The sequence below is a fragment of the Aeromonas sp. EU05-FHT14A05 genome, from assembly GCF_058791175.1.
In genome coordinates this window covers 68,371-82,750 of record NZ_JBYTDH010000014.1, presented here as the reverse complement: position 1 = coordinate 82,750, position 14,380 = coordinate 68,371, and the positions used below count along the sequence as shown (strand labels likewise).

The window sequence follows — 14,380 nt, the reverse complement described above, 5'->3', positions numbered from 1 at the left end:
CACCTCAGCCGCGAGGCTTGAACTGCTCCTTCTCGAGATTGTGCTTTTTCATGCGCAGGTAGAGCTTCTTGCGCGGGATGCCGAGGTAGCTGGCGGCCTCGCTCACCCGCCCGGAGAAGAGGAACAGGGTGTCCTCTATCACTCGCTTCTCGTACTCCTCCACCAGGTCGTCGAGGGGCTCCCTGGCGCTGGCGGCCGGGATGGCACGCTCGACCCCCGCCAGCTTGATGATGCCCACCGCATAGAGCTCGGCCACGTTGCGCAGCTCCCGGATGTTGCCCGGCCACCGATGGCGCTTGAGCGTCTCCAGGTAGGCGCGATCCACCTGGGGGGCGGGCAGGCCGATGCGCTTGCAACCCTGATGGAGGAAGGCGCGAAACAGCGGGATGATGTCGCAGCTGCGCTCCGCCAGCCGGGGCAGCTTGAGCCGCACCTGGGAGAGGTAGTAATAGAGCTCCGGCATCAGCTGGTGGCTCTCCACCAGTTGCTCTGGCGCCTCGTCAAACAGGGCGAGGGTGCGTTGCTCCTTGTCCCCCTTGCGCTCCTGCTCCAGCAGATGGCCCCCCAGCCAGCGCTGGCACTCAGGCGTCAGCCTGGCGGGCGCATTCAGCACCAGGGTGCCGCCACGGCTGAGCGCCAGGCTCTCTTTCAAGGCTGCAAGCTCGGGGGCCGCGGCGCAGTCGTGCAGTTGCAGCCTCTGCTCCTTGCGGGCGCTGATGCGGTGCAGCAACTCGGCCAGGGTATGGCGGCCGGTGCCCGGCTCCCCCTCCAGCATGAGATCCTTGTCGGTCTGGGCCAGCTGGTTGAGCTGATGACGCAGGGCGACGATCTGGGGGCTGGTGCCGATCAGCTGATGCTCCACGGCCGTCTGGATCTCGCCACGCCTGGCCAGTACCTCCCGCCTGTGCGCCATGGCGCGCGTCAGCAGATCCAGCAGGGCCTCGGGGTGCAGCGGCTTCTCCAGAAAATCGAAGGCCCCCTGCTTGACCGCCCTGACCGCCAGGGGGATGTCCCCATGCCCGGTGATCAGGATCACCGGGATCTCGGCATCTATCCGCTGCACCTGGGCCAGCAGATCCAGGCCATTCATCGCCGGCATGTAGATGTCTGACACCAGCACGCCGGGCCACTGGTCGTCGAGCAGGGCCAGTGCCTGCTCAGGATCGGCGAGCCCCCTGGGCCTGTAGCCCGACAGGTTCAGCAGATGGCAATAGGATTCCAGTACATCTTCGTCATCATCCACCAGCAGCACATCGGTGGGGCGACTACGGGTCAACAGCATGGTTCTCACTCCCGCGCGTCATCATAGGCAGACGTCATCGGCAGCGCCGATGGGTCGACGGTAAACTCCAGCACCACCATGGCACCGCCCTCCAGGGCAGAGGCCAGCCCTATTTCACCGGCGCAGCGCGCCAGCAGGGAGCGGCAGATGGTCAGCCCCAGTCCCAGCCCCACCTCCTTGGAGCTGGTGAAGGGGGTAAACAGACTGGGCAATATGGCCTCGGCGAAACCGGGGCCACTGTCACACAGGGCGATGCGCACCCGCGCACTCCCCCGCTCGAGCAGTATCAGCCGCAGCTGGCGCGACTCCCTCCCGGCGATGGCATCGAGGCCGTTCACCAGCAGGTTGACCAGCACCTGTTCCACCAGACCGGGGTCGCCCTGGATCCAGAGCCCGGGGGGCAGCTCGTTGTGCAGCTGGCAAGCCTCGCGCCTGGCGCGGTTCTCCACCAGCAGCAGGGACTGTTCCGCCAGCTCGTGCAGGTCCAGCCGGCAGAGGGCGTCGAGCTGTGGCGACTTGCGGGCAAAGTTGCGCAGCGCCGTGATGATGCGGTTCATCCGCTGAGCGAGCCGCTCTATCTTGTCCAGCTCCTGGCCGAGCCGCTGGCTCTCCCCGGTCGCCAGCGCCATCCGGCTGGTGTAGAGGTAGGTCATCATGGCCGACAGCGGCTGGTTGAGCTCATGGGCCAGGCTGGTCATGGCCTGGCCGACCACCGCCATCTTGGCCGCCTGGATCAGCTCGTCCTGGGTCTGCAGCAGGTTGCGCTGGGCCTGCTCCCGCTGGGCCACCTCCTCGGCCAACCGCCGGTTATTCTCGGTCAGCTCCCGGGTACGCTCCGCCACCAGCAGCCCCAGCTCCCGGGCGGTCAGCTCCTGGCGGGTCACATCCGTGATGGTGATGATGAACTTGGATCGTCTGGCCTGCTCGAAGCGGCGGAAGTTGAAGTGCAGGTAGCGTATCTGCCCCGCCAGCTCGACGGCCAGGGTGCATTCGCTGCTGCCGAATCGCTGCAACGGCTGATCGGGCTGGAACTGGGCCGCCAGCACGGCGCAGCCCTCGCCGGGGAACAGCTGCCACAGCGGCTGCTCCGGCGCGATGGCGCTCTGCTGGAACAGGGTCAGGGCACTCGGGTTGACGGACTCTATGGTCCCGTCCTGATGACAGGTGATGAGGGAGGCCTGGGTGTTGTTGATGAGGTTGAGGGCATTGCTCTTCTCCATCTGCTGCAACTGCTCGCAGAAGCTGCGCAGGCTCTCCCCCAGGCGGCCAATCTCGTCCCGCCCCAGGGTGCGGATCGGTTGATCCAGCTGCCCGGCGGCGACCCTGGCCAGATCCTGACCCAGGATGTCCAGGCGCCGGATCAGCCGGCGCCCGATCAGCACCACCAGCACCAGGCCCCCGATCAGCACAGAGAGGCTCAGCCCCACCAGGATCACCGTCTTGCCGGTGGCCACCATGCGATGGCTGTCATGGCTCAGGGTGCGCAGCGCCTGGTTGGCCTCGGTCACCACCCGGCTCACCCTGGCATGGTAGCGGGAGACGGATTCATCCAGCTGGGGGCGCAGTGCCTCCAGCCGTTGATGGGTCCGCACGTCGGCGGCCAGCAGCTGTTGCAGCTGGCCGCCGGGTTTGACCAGGGTGACTATCTCTTCGAGGATCTGGCGATAGCTCACCGTCGAGGGGTAATCGGCGAGACGGGCCGTCAGGCCGTCGATCTCGTCGATCTTGTAGCCGATAAACAGGAAGGCGCTCTCCAGATCCTGCTGATACCGCTGGGCTATCACCTCCTCCACCAGGCCCTGCAGCTCGTTCTCCTTGAAGGTCAGATCCTGCAGGGCGGAGAACTCCTTGATCACCTCAGCCAGGGTCTCCCGCTGCTCCTGGTTCGCCACCATGCCGGTCAGGTGCCACTCCACCTCCTGCAGCAGGGGGGCTACCTCCTCGACCAGATCCTGGTGCAGCCAGGCACTGCGCTTTCGCATCTGGCTCAGCATCTCCTGATGATCCAGCTGCTGGCGCAGGTAGCCGGCGTGGCGCTCGACCCGCTCGCCGAGCTCGGCGAAGGCCTGGCGCTGGCTGGGGGTTTCCCGGTTGTCCGGGCTGCTGGAGAGGGCGGATTGGCGCATCTGCCGCAGGGTCACCGATACCTGGCGGGAGAGCCGCTGGTAATCCCCCAGGGTGGGGGCGTCCCTGAGCTGGGCCAGTTGCAGCAGCAGGCGGGAGCTGGCCCGCTCCAGCCGGTAGGCATCATCGATGGCCGGCAGACTCTCCTCGACGATCAGCCCCACCTGGCGGCCCAGCCTGTCCCACATCACATAGGCCGTGCCCCCCATGGCCAGGGCCAGGACAAGGATGGCCACGAAGGAGAGCCTGAGCCGCCGCCCCAGGGTACCGGGCCAGCGCAGCCGCCAGCGCCTCACGGTTTGGCCGCCTGTTCCACCAGCACCATGGCGGCCGCTAGCTTGTCCCGGGTGAGCTGGCGCCACCGATGTTGCAGACGCTCGGCCTGGGGATTGGGCCTGTCCTGCTCGTAGATGGCATCAAACAGCGCCAGGGTGGCCGGCTCCCGCGCCTCCGCCTCGCTCAGGGGGGGCGTGCTGGCCAGGGCCCTCGCCTTGGCCAGCAGGGCGGCCCGCTCGACATCCCCTCCGGCATCCGCCTCGGCGAGGCCCTGCCAGGTGAGCCGCAACTTGGGCAACTGCTGGGTGATGGTCTGATCGAACAGCGCCTTCAACAGGTTGGCGCGACCATAGAGCAGCGCCTTGTCGATCACGAACTCGGTCTGCTGCGCCAGCTTCGGCTCGGTGAGCGTCACCTTGGCCATCTCCGAGGTGCCGACTATGGCCTGCCCCTCGGCGGAGAGCAGGTAATCGATGAAGTGACCGGCCAGCGCCGATTGCCGGCTGCTGCGGGTCACCGCCAGGTAGGTCGGCAATATAGCCGCCTGTGGCAGGGGGGTGAAGCCGATGTAATCGAAGCGGGCCTTGCTGGTGCGGGCGTAGCTCTCGATCACCAGGCCAGCCCCCGCCAGCCCGCGGCTGATGCCGTCGCTGACCCCGAAGCTGCGGGCCGTGATGGCGGACAGGTTGCCGCCGATCTGCATCAGCATGGCCCAGCCCTGCTGCCAGCCATATTGCTGCAGTATGCTCTCCACCATCATGTGCGTGGTGCCGGACTGGGAGGGGGAGCTCATCATCACATGACCCATGAAGGCGGGATCGGCCAGGCTCTGCCAGCTGGTCGGCACCGGCAGCCGGTATTTTTCCAGATAGCGCCTGTTGTACATGATGCCGATGCCGGAATAGCCGACCACGGCCACCTTCTCCCCCAGCCCCATGGTATGCGGGCTCAACCAGGCGGGGGCCCGGCTCTTGATCGGCAATTCGGTCAGCAGGCCCGCCCTGTCCAGCGAGTGGAAGAAGGTGGGGGACGAGGAGAGCACCACATCCACCGGGGCCCCGTCGGCCTGGGTCAGCAGCCGCAGGGCGGGCAAGGTGCGCCTGTAGATCACCTCGACCCTGACCCCGGGGTTGGCCTCGGTGAATCCCGCCACCATGGCCCTGACCGGGCTCTCGGAGAAGGAGGTCAGCACCGTCAGCGAGGCGGCACCGGCACCGTTGCCGAGTCCGCCACAGATCAGCATCAAGATGGATAGCAGTCGGCAATGGGTACGCATAACGGCTGGCTGACTCCCCGTGGTCATCGAATGTGTGCGAACGATCAAAGATTCGAGATCCGGTCAAAAACACCCGGTCGGGGCCATGGGCCGGATCTGACTCATTCCCCCTCCTCCTCCTGGCTTATTGTCTTTGATCCCGCATGGGCGGGCCAGGCGAAAGCTGCCATTTCTGACTCAGGAAAGCGGCCCCTTGAGTCACAACTGACCCGAAAAGCGCGTTTTGTAAGGGTCCGAACAGGCTCCCTAAGATGGCGGCGACAGTCAGAGCCTCTCTGCACTTCCGCTACCCACCTTCACGGAGCACAACATGTTCAACTTCTTCAAGACGCGAGCCGACCTGCCGGTCATGGACGCCTCGCCGGACAAGATAAGATCCATCTATCGCAAGTATCAGTGGCAGGTCTTTCTGGGTCTGGTACTAGGCTACGCCATGTTCTACGTGGTTCGCATGAGCCTTAACGTGGTCAAGAAGCCCCTGCTGGATGCCGGCATAGTCACCCTGGACGAGCTGGGGGTGATAGGTTCCGCCTTCCTGTTCACCTATGCGGTCGGCAAGTTTTCCAACGGCTTCCTGTCGGATTACGCCAACATAGGCCGCTTCATGTCGGTCGCCCTGGGCGCCTCCGCGGTCTGCACCATCTTGATGGGCATGAACACAGCCACCTTCTTCCTGGTGCTGATGTGGGGCCTGAACGGCTGGTTCCAGTCCATCGGCTCGGCCCCCTCCTGCGTCTCCATCTTCCAGTGGTTCTCCCCCAAGCAGCGCGGCTCCGTCTATTCCATCTGGGGCGGTTCGCGCAACATAGGTGAAGGCATCTCCTGGATCCTGACCGCCACCGTCGTCAGCTACTTCGGCTGGCAGGCCGGCTTCATCGGCGCCGGTATCGCCTCCGGTATCGCCGCCATCCTGATGTACCTGGTCCTGAAGGATCGCCCGCAGACCTATGCCCTGCCCGAGCCTGCCGTCGCCTTCGGCGAAGAGCCCGAGATCGCCAAAAAGGTCGAGCCGGCCGAGATCCGCCGCGCCCAGCTGTTCATTCTCAAGCAGCCGGTGGTCTGGCTCATCGCCGCCGCCTGCGCCTGCATGTACATGTCCCGCTATGCCATGAGCTCCTGGGCCGTGCTCTATCTGCAGGAGCAGAAGGGTTACAGCCTGATCGATGCCGGCTTCGCCATGTCCGCCTACCCCATCGCCGGTTTCATCGGCGCCATCCTGGCCGGGGTCATCTCTGACAAGCTGTTCAACGCCAACCGCCACATTCCGACCCTGCTGTACGGCCTGGCCAACATCGCCGGCATGTGCCTGATGTTCTGGGGCCCCCAGAGCCGCATGATGGATGCCGTCGCCCTCTCCCTGATCGGCTACTCCATCGGGGGTCTGGTGGTGTTCCTGGCCGGTCTGACCGCCTGCGACCTGATGCCCAAGACGGCAGTGGGGGCGGTGAAGGGCTTCATCGGCCTGTGCTCCTACATCGCCGCCTCCGGCCAGGAGCTGGTCTCCGCCGCCCTGATCGAGACCAGCGTGGTCGACGGAGTCACCCACTATGACTTCAGCAGTGCCCAGTACTTCTGGCTCGGGGCCTCTGTGGTCTCCATGCTGCTCGCCATGACGGTGTGGAATGCCAAGAAAGTCGTCAACTACTGATGCCTGCTCGCAAAAAAGGTGGTCGCTTGACCACCTTTTTTGTTTCCTGCACTACCCAAGAGAGTCACCCCATGCGTAAAACCAAGATTATCGCCACCCTGGGCCCGGCCAGCTCCTCCTGCGAGATGGTGGAGAAGTTGCTGCTCGCGGGCGCCAATGTCTTTCGCCTCAACTTCTCCCACGGCAGCCACGAGCAGCACAGGCAAGTCGCAGGGCGGATCCGCGAGGTCGCCAGCCGGCTCGGGCTGCACATCGGCATACTGGCCGACCTGCAGGGCCCCAAGATCCGGATCGCCAGCCTGGCGGCGGGCAGCATTCAGCTGAAGCCGGGAGACGGCTTCATCCTGGACGCAGATCTGGATCCCGCACAGGGCAACCAGGAGAGAGTCGGGCTCGACTATCCGGCACTGGTGGCGGAGGTCGGGGTCGGCAACATACTGCTGCTCGATGACGGTCGCCTGCAGTTCAGGGTGGAGCGGATTGCGGGGACCGAGGTGCACACCCGGGTGCTGGTCGGCGGCACCCTGTCCAGTCGCAAGGGGATCAATGTGCTCGGCGGTGGCCTGAGCGCACCGGCCCTGACCGACAAGGACAGGGCCGACATTCTCCTTGCCCGGCAGATTGACGCCGATTTCGTAGCCGTCTCCTTCCCTCGCAGCGCGGCGGACTTGCAGGAGGCTCGCCAGCTGATCCGCGCCACCGGCAGCAGGGCGGCCATCATCGCCAAGGTGGAGCGGGCCGAGGTGGTCGCCTCCATCGAGGCCATGGACGAGATCATTCATGCCGCCGACATCATCATGGTGGCCAGGGGAGATCTCGGGGTCGAAATTGGGGATGCCAGGCTGCCCGGCGTGCAGAAGACGCTGATCCAGCGTTGCCGCTTGCTCGGTCGGCCGGTGATCACGGCGACCCAGATGATGGAGTCCATGCTCGCCAGCCCCATGCCGACCCGGGCCGAGGTGCTGGATGTGGCCAACGCCGTGCTGGACGGGACCGATGCCGTCATGCTCTCGGCCGAGTCGGCCGCCGGCCACTTTCCCGTCGAGGCGGTGGAGGCCATGGCCCGCATCACTCTGGGGGCCGAGCAGGACGGGGGCGGCGGGCAGCCACTCTGGCTTCAGGGCAGCACACCCCCGATGCAAGCCGGTCATCACATGGCGCTGACCCCCCTGACATCCAGCCCCGGCCTGGACAACACCTGCGGCATCGCCATCCTGACCAAGGGGGGCCAGGCCGTCACCGCCATCTCCCGCGGCACGCACCAGGGGCCCATCTGGGCGCTCTCCGATGATCAGCCGCTGCTCAACCAGATGACCATACTGCGGGGGGTCAGGCCGCTCCACTATCTGGACGAGTCACCCCGGCACCTCCACTGCCCGCTGGTCGAGACGCTGCAACGGGCGGATCAGCTGCACGGCATCCAGACCCTGCTCATCAGCCGGCTGGATGCACTGGAAGGGGCGGGTCCCGAGGATGTCTGGCGTCTGGTGCCCCTGCCCGGTGTCCAGCGCGGATCCCGTCAGGAGTCGAGGGACAGCCTCATCCGCTGAGGCCAGGCAGCCCAAGGCGCTCCAGCAGGCTGCCGGTCGGCGTCCAGGTGAAGCTCTGATTGGCGCCACCGTAGCACTCGGCCAGCCGCAGCGGCACCGCGGCTCTGTGGCGGCGACCAGCCACATCCAGGCAGAGTGAAACCTGCCGGTTGAACAGTCTATCCCCCTGCCACTGCCATTGACGGCTGTCGTCCTGGCACTCTCCCACGGCGAGGCCGTCCTCTCCCCTGGCGATCAGGCAACCCTGCGCCAGCTGCAAGGCCCCCGCATCCCAGCTGAACAGCTGGCGGGGGCTCTGATCGCAAGGCTGGGTAAGCAGGCTGCCCTGCTCGCCCAGGGCCACGCAGAAGCCGCCGTCGGTCACCAGGGTGGCCGGGGGCTCCGCCGTTGACCTGGGGGCGGCCCCCAGCAGAAGGTTCTCTGGTCTCGGCTGCAAGGCACAGCCGCCGAGCAGCAGTGCCATCAGGGCGAACAATCGGATGTGAAGGGGCATGATGGTGCATAGGCCTGTGTCTGAATGGGTCGCGGGTGTCCACTCTTCGGGTGGCTCCCGGCCAAGCATAACGAACTCGCGGCGAACAGGCGCCAGCAGAAATGTAAGAAGAGGTGACAGAGGCGCGACAGATACGCAGAAAAGCAAAAACCCCGCCGAAGCGGGGTTTTCAGAATGTGGTCGGTGATAAAGGATTCGAACCTTTGACCCTCTGGTCCCAAACCAGATGCGCTACCGGGCTGCGCTAATCACCGATGGGGTATTTCCAAAATACAAAGATGACCATGTGGTCATCCTCGTCATACAGCAAGTATGGTGCGAAGAGAGGGACTCGAACCCTCACACCCGGGGGGCACTAACACCTGAAGCTAGCGCGTCTACCAATTCCGCCACCTTCGCATACCTGACAAGCTGTAAAATGGGGTGGCTGATGGGGCTCGAACCCACGACAACCGGAATCACAATCCGGGACTCTACCAACTGAGCTACAGCCACCACAGCTGTTTTGTTCCACAACAACGCCCGCTTAACTGGCGCACTTTGATGGTGCGCCCGACAGGATTCGAACCTGTGACCTCTGCCTCCGGAGGGCAGCGCTCTATCCAGCTGAGCTACGGGCGCTACGCTGTCGAACGGGGCGCATTATTGATGATGGCGCCCACCTTGTCTACTCTTTTTTTATCCCCATGACTCAAGTGTCTGTTTTTCAATCTTTTCGTACACTTTTATGCCTCTTCTTCAGACGTTCGGCCAAAAACGTCCTCACTCGGCCCACTTTTGGATCCTCTTCTGACAGTAAAGTGGCCGGCATCCCTTGACTTGCTTTCTTCTCCACCTAGAATGAATGAACGTTCATTCACTCGCCAAAGCCTGATCATCATGGATAAGAAAGAGCGGATTTTCGAGGCAGCGCACGAAATCCTCGGCGAGCAGGGTTTCTACGGCCTTTCCATTGCCGCGGTTGCCAAGAAAGCCAAGGTAGCGGCAGGCACCATCTATCGCTACTTCAGCGACAAGGATGATCTTGTCCGCCAGCTTTATCAGCACACCATTCTCAAGTGTCATCCCTTGGTCATGGAAGATGTGCAGATAGAAGAGGTGTCCTATCGGCAGTATCGACGCCTCTGGCTCAATATCGACGCCCTCTTTGCCAGCCACCCCAATGTACTTAAATGCAAATTGCAGTACGAAAGTTCTCCATTGGGGGCTGAATTGGAGAGGGATCCGGTCATAATGGCGACATGGGCCCCACTTGAGCGTTTCTTCGAACAGGGACGCCAGCAGGGCCTGTTCATCGATTTGCCCGTTCTGGTGCTGGAGGCCCTGAGTCTGAGCAGCGTGGTCAACCTGGTACAACAACGCCAGGCTCACGAATTTGAGTTGACACAAGAACAGTTGGAAACGGTCATCCGGGCCAGCTGGAATGCCATTTTAAACCCTAATTATTCCATCACAGGAGCCTGTTCATGAAAAAGTGGATGGCCATCATGTTGCTGATAGCACTCGCCCTGTTCGGCAGTGTCATCGGCTTCAATATGTTCAAGCAGAAGAAGATTGCAGAGTTCATGGCCAATCGACCCGAGCCCGAGTTCCCGGTGACCGCCATGGTGACCAAGGCGCAGGACTGGGTCCCCACCATAGAGGCGATCGGCTTCATCGAGCCCAACCAGGGGGTCACCCTTTCCAGTGAACTGGCTGGCACCATAGACAACATCAGTTTCGAATCCGGGGCTCAGGTCAAGGCGGATCAACTGCTGCTGAGCCTGGACTCCAGCGTGGAGAAGGCCAACCTGAACTCCTCCCGGGCCAGGCTGCCTGCGGCTCGTGCCAAGTTCGAGCGCTACCAGAACCTGTACCAGAAGAACTCCATCTCCCGGGATCAGCTGGATGATGCCGAAGCGAGCTACCGTTCACTGGAAGCGGACATCGAGAGCCTGAAGGGCACCATAGCCCGCCGCGAAGTCCGCGCCCCCTTCGGTGGCGTCGTGGGTCTGCGCAACGTCTTCCTCGGCCAGTATCTGGAACCCGGTACCGAGATAGTGCGACTGGAAGACACCAGCGTGATGCGCCTGCGCTTCACCGTGCCCCAGACCGACATCTCCAAGATTTCCCTCGGCCAGACCGTCAAGATCAACGTGGATGCCTATCCCCAGACCCAGTTTGACGGTCAGATCACCGCCATCGAGCCGGCGGTCAACTACCAGAGCGGCCTGATCCAGGTGCAAGCCAACATCCCGAACAACGGCGGCCAGCTGCGCTCCGGCATGTTCGCCCGCGCCAGCATCATACTGCCCACAGTGAAAGACCAGATAGTGATCCCGCAGTCTGCCATCTCCTTCACCCTCTATGGCGAGAACGTCTACGTCATTCACGAGGCAGACGGCGTGAAACGCGCCAAGCAGGTGGTGGTCAAGGCGGGTGAGCGTCGCGGCAATGATGTCCATGTGTTGTCCGGCATCAAGGCTGGCGATCAAATCGTGCTGTCGGGTCAGGTTCGCCTGAGCAACGATACCAAGGTGCACGTGGTCGAGAATGATGCCCTTGCCGTTCCGGCACAAACCCCGATGCTGTAAGCGCGGAGATCTGCGATGCGATTTACTGACATATTCATAAAACGGCCGGTGCTGGCGATCTCGCTCAGCTTCCTGATAGCCCTGCTGGGCTTCCAGGCCATCTTCAAGATGCAGGTGCGGGAATATCCCGAGGTGATCAACACCGTCATCACGGTCAACACCAGCTACTACGGCGCCAGCTCGGATCTGATCCAGGGCTTCATCACCCAGCCGCTGGAGCAGGCGGTCGCGCAAGCCGACAACATCGACTTCATGACCTCCTCCAGCCAGCTGGGCAGCTCCACGGTGACGGCCTACATGAAGCTGAACACCGATCCGAACGCCGCGCTGTCCGACATCCTGGCCAAGGTCAACTCGGTGCGCTCCCAGTTGCCCAAAGAGGCGGAAGACCCCTCGGTCACCTCCTCCACGGGCTCCACCACAGCGGTGCTCTACATGGGCTTCACCAGCCCCGAGCTGAACTCCAGCCAGATCACCGACTACCTGGAGCGGGTCATCAAGCCCCAGCTGTTCACCGTGGGCGGGGTATCCAAGGTTGACCTCTACGGCGGGGTCGAGTTTGCCCTGCGGGTGTGGCTGGATCCGGCCAAGATGGCCGCCTTCGACCTGACCTCCAGCGACGTGATGACTGTGCTCAACAGCAACAACTATCAGTCGGCCACCGGTCAGGCCACCGGCTATTTCACCCTGTTCAACGGCAATGCCGAGACCCAGGTCAGCAATACCGATGAGCTCAAGCGTCTGGTGGTGGCGACCCGGGATGGCAAGGTGATCCGTCTCTCCGACATTGCCAAGGTGTCGCTGGAGAAGAGCCACGACATCTATCGCGCCAGCGCCAACGGCCGCGAGGCCGTGGTACTTGCCATCAATGCCGCGCCGACCGCCAACCCCATCAACATCGCCCACGATGTGCTGGAGCTGCTGCCGAGCCTGAAGAGCAACATGCCGAGCACCATGCAGGTCAACATCCTGTATGACTCCACCATCGCCATCAACGAGTCCATCAACGAGGTCATCAAGACCATACTGGAAGCGGCCGCCATCGTACTGGTGGTCATCACCCTGTTCCTCGGCTCCTTCCGGGCGGTCATCATCCCGATCATCACAATCCCGCTGAGTCTCATCGGCGTGGTGATGATGATGGACATGTTCGGTTTCTCGATAAACCTGATGACACTGCTCGCCATGGTGCTCGCCATCGGTCTGGTGGTGGATGACGCCATCGTGGTGCTGGAGAACGTCGACCGACACATCAAGGAGGGGGAAGAACCGTTCAGGGCCGCCATCATAGGGACCCGGGAGATCGCCGTGCCCGTCATCGCCATGACGGTGACCCTGGCTGCGGTGTACGCGCCTATCGCCCTGATGGGAGGCATCACAGGCTCCCTGTTCAAGGAGTTCGCCCTGACCCTGGCGGGGGCCGTGTTCGTCTCCGGCATCATAGCGCTGACCCTGTCGCCCATGATGTGCTCCAAGATGCTCAAGGCCAACGAACAGCCAGGCAAGTTCGAGAGCACAGTGCATCACCTGCTGGATAGGATGACGGCTCGCTACGACAGCATGCTGCATGCGGTCATGCAGCGCCGCATCGTGGTCATACTGTTCGCCGTCATCGTGTTCGGCAGCCTGCCGCTGCTGTTCAAGTTCATCCCGAGCGAACTGGCCCCGTCCGAGGACAAGGGGGTCATGGCCGTGCTGGGGACGGCACCGTCCAATGCCAACCTGGACTACATCGAGAACACCATGGCGGACGTGAACAAGGTGCTGGATGACCAGCCCGAGATCGCCTACTCCCAGGTCTTCTCCGGGGTGTTCAACGCCAACCAGGCCTTCGGCATCGCCTCCATGGTGCCCTGGAGCCAGCGTGAGGCGAGCCAGAAAGAGGTGCTGGATCGAGTGGCCGGTCTGGTGAAGGACATCCCCGGGATGGCCATCACCACCTTCCAGTTCCCCGAACTGCCAGGTGCCTCCAGCGGTCTGCCCATCCAGTTCGTCATCACCACCCCGAACAGCTTCGAGAGCCTGTTCCTGATCGCGGGTGAGATGCTGGCGGCAACCCAGGCCAACGGCCAGTTCGTCTATTCGGATCTCGATCTGAACTACGACTCGGCCACCATGAAGATCAGCATCGACAAGGACAAGGCGGGTGCCTACGGCATCACCATGCAGGACATCGGCATCACCATGGGCACCATGATGGCGGACGGCTACGTCAACCGGATCGATCTGGATGGCCGCTCCTACGAGGTGATCCCCCAGGTGGAGCGCAAATTCCGTCTCAACCCGGAGTCCATCAAGGGTTATTACGTGCGCGCCGCCGACGGCAAGTCGATCCCGCTCGGCAGCCTGATCAAGATTGAAGTGGTTGGCGAGCCCCGTGCCCTGCCCCACTTCAACCAGCTGAACTCCGCCACCATAGGCGCCGTACCGGCACCCGGCGTGGCCATGGGGGATGCGATCAACTGGTTCAAGGCCACCGCCGAAGAGAAGCTGCCGCAAGGCTATCGCTACGACTTCATGGGTGAAGCCCGCCAGTTCGTGACCGAGGGCAATGCGCTCTATGCCACCTTCGCCCTGGCCCTGGCCATCATCTTCCTGGTCCTGGCGATCCAGTTCGAGTCGGTGCGTGATCCCCTGGTGATCATGGTGTCGGTCCCCCTTGCCATCAGCGGGGCCCTGATAGCCCTGGCATGGGGCCTGGCCACCATGAACATCTACTCCCAGGTGGGCCTCATCACCCTGGTCGGTCTGATTACCAAGCACGGTATTCTGATCTGCGAGGTGGCGAAGGAGGAGCAGCTGCTGCACGGCATGAACCGGATGCAGGCCGTGATGCAGGCTGCCAAGGTGCGTCTGCGCCCCATCCTGATGACCACGGCGGCCATGATCGCCGGCCTGATCCCGCTGCTCTATGCGGCGGGGGCGGGAGCGGCCCAGCGCTTCAGCATCGGCATCGTCATCGTGGCGGGTCTGGCCATCGGCACCCTGTTCACCCTGTTCGTGCTGCCGGTGATCTACACCTTCCTGGCCTCGGAGCACAAACCGCTGCCGGAATTCGACGAGTCCATTCCGGCCAAGGCGAAAGGAAACCATTGATCCTCAGCCAACAGCAACAAGGCCCCGAAAGGGGCCTTATTTTTATCCATTTCATGACCCAC

The 14,380-nt window shown here is 63.2% G+C and carries 9 protein-coding genes and 4 tRNA genes; 5 read left to right on the top strand and 8 right to left on the bottom strand.

Annotated elements, in window-relative coordinates; genetic code table 11:
• Positions 1–4: 4 nt before the first annotated feature.
• The 3 genes from AC3WR3_RS17775 to AC3WR3_RS17765 are packed head-to-tail and all read right to left on the bottom strand — an operon-like array spanning position 5 to position 4,958.
• Positions 5–1,282: a sigma-54-dependent transcriptional regulator gene (locus AC3WR3_RS17775; RefSeq protein ID WP_492292627.1), complete on the bottom strand. Its 1,278-nt coding sequence runs from the start codon at positions 1,280–1,282 to the stop codon at positions 5–7.
• A gap of 5 nt (positions 1,283–1,287) precedes the next feature.
• Complete coding sequence (locus AC3WR3_RS17770) at positions 1,288–3,702, bottom strand: ATP-binding protein (RefSeq protein WP_492292625.1); 2,415 nt, start codon at positions 3,700–3,702, stop codon at positions 1,288–1,290.
• Complete coding sequence (locus AC3WR3_RS17765; RefSeq protein ID WP_139437086.1) at positions 3,699–4,958, bottom strand: ABC transporter substrate-binding protein; 1,260 nt, start codon at positions 4,956–4,958, stop codon at positions 3,699–3,701. Before AC3WR3_RS17765 ends, AC3WR3_RS17770 begins: the two co-directional genes overlap by 4 nt.
• A gap of 310 nt (positions 4,959–5,268) precedes the next feature.
• Between AC3WR3_RS17765 and AC3WR3_RS17760 the strand changes: the two genes are divergently transcribed.
• Positions 5,269–6,606 (top strand): MFS transporter, encoded by a 1,338-nt coding sequence (locus tag AC3WR3_RS17760; protein WP_139437088.1) that lies wholly within the window; start codon positions 5,269–5,271, stop codon positions 6,604–6,606.
• A 71-nt stretch (positions 6,607–6,677) separates the two neighbouring features.
• Positions 6,678–8,156, top strand: a complete 1,479-nt coding sequence (pyk, locus tag AC3WR3_RS17755; RefSeq protein WP_492292622.1) for a pyruvate kinase — start codon at positions 6,678–6,680, stop codon at positions 8,154–8,156.
• Here the strand turns inward: pyk and AC3WR3_RS17750 are convergent.
• The 5 genes from AC3WR3_RS17750 to AC3WR3_RS17730 all read right to left on the bottom strand — a co-directional run bounded on the left by AC3WR3_RS17750 (position 8,146) and on the right by AC3WR3_RS17730 (position 9,270).
• Positions 8,146–8,649 carry an RICIN domain-containing protein gene (locus AC3WR3_RS17750; protein ID WP_492292620.1) on the bottom strand — a complete coding sequence of 168 codons (504 nt, stop codon included), beginning with the start codon at positions 8,647–8,649 and terminating at the stop codon, positions 8,146–8,148. The genes pyk and AC3WR3_RS17750 overlap by 11 nt on opposite strands.
• A 177-nt stretch (positions 8,650–8,826) precedes the next feature.
• A tRNA-Pro gene (locus AC3WR3_RS17745) sits at positions 8,827–8,903 on the bottom strand.
• Between the two features lie 59 nt (positions 8,904–8,962).
• Positions 8,963–9,048 (bottom strand) — tRNA-Leu (locus AC3WR3_RS17740).
• 20 nt (positions 9,049–9,068) lie between these two features.
• A tRNA-His gene (locus tag AC3WR3_RS17735) sits at positions 9,069–9,144 on the bottom strand.
• 49 nt (positions 9,145–9,193) lie between these two features.
• Positions 9,194–9,270 (bottom strand) — tRNA-Arg (locus tag AC3WR3_RS17730).
• Positions 9,271–9,528: 258 nt separating this feature from the next.
• Here AC3WR3_RS17730 and AC3WR3_RS17725 point away from each other — a divergent pair.
• Genes AC3WR3_RS17725 through AC3WR3_RS17715 form a run of 3 tightly spaced genes read left to right on the top strand, consistent with a single transcriptional unit; the run spans position 9,529 to position 14,318 of the window.
• Complete coding sequence (locus tag AC3WR3_RS17725; protein WP_139437092.1) at positions 9,529–10,119, top strand: TetR/AcrR family transcriptional regulator; 591 nt, start codon at positions 9,529–9,531, stop codon at positions 10,117–10,119.
• Positions 10,116–11,222, top strand: coding sequence for an efflux RND transporter periplasmic adaptor subunit (locus tag AC3WR3_RS17720; protein WP_139437094.1), 1,107 nt, complete (start codon positions 10,116–10,118; stop codon positions 11,220–11,222). The genes AC3WR3_RS17725 and AC3WR3_RS17720 overlap by 4 nt, the downstream gene beginning before the upstream one ends.
• A gap of 15 nt (positions 11,223–11,237) precedes the next feature.
• Positions 11,238–14,318 carry a multidrug efflux RND transporter permease subunit gene (locus AC3WR3_RS17715; protein ID WP_202047983.1) on the top strand — a complete coding sequence of 1,027 codons (3,081 nt, stop codon included), beginning with the start codon at positions 11,238–11,240 and terminating at the stop codon, positions 14,316–14,318.
• Positions 14,319–14,380 lie beyond the last annotated feature (62 nt).

Bases quoted from the DNA above. Each gene is read 5' to 3' on its own strand.
- AC3WR3_RS17715 (WP_202047983.1), top strand. From the start codon at position 11,238: ATGCGATTTACTGACATATTCATAAAACGGCCGGTGCTGGCGATCTCG.
- AC3WR3_RS17725 (WP_139437092.1), top strand. From the start codon at position 9,529: ATGGATAAGAAAGAGCGGATTTTCGAGGCAGCGCACGAAATCCTCGGC.
- AC3WR3_RS17750 (WP_492292620.1), bottom strand. From the start codon at position 8,649: ATGCCCCTTCACATCCGATTGTTCGCCCTGATGGCACTGCTGCTCGGC.
- AC3WR3_RS17765 (WP_139437086.1), bottom strand. From the start codon at position 4,958: ATGCGTACCCATTGCCGACTGCTATCCATCTTGATGCTGATCTGTGGC.
- AC3WR3_RS17720 (WP_139437094.1), top strand. From the start codon at position 10,116: ATGAAAAAGTGGATGGCCATCATGTTGCTGATAGCACTCGCCCTGTTC.
- pyk (WP_492292622.1), top strand. From the start codon at position 6,678: ATGCGTAAAACCAAGATTATCGCCACCCTGGGCCCGGCCAGCTCCTCC.
- AC3WR3_RS17775 (WP_492292627.1), bottom strand. From the start codon at position 1,282: ATGCTGTTGACCCGTAGTCGCCCCACCGATGTGCTGCTGGTGGATGAT.
- AC3WR3_RS17760 (WP_139437088.1), top strand. From the start codon at position 5,269: ATGTTCAACTTCTTCAAGACGCGAGCCGACCTGCCGGTCATGGACGCC.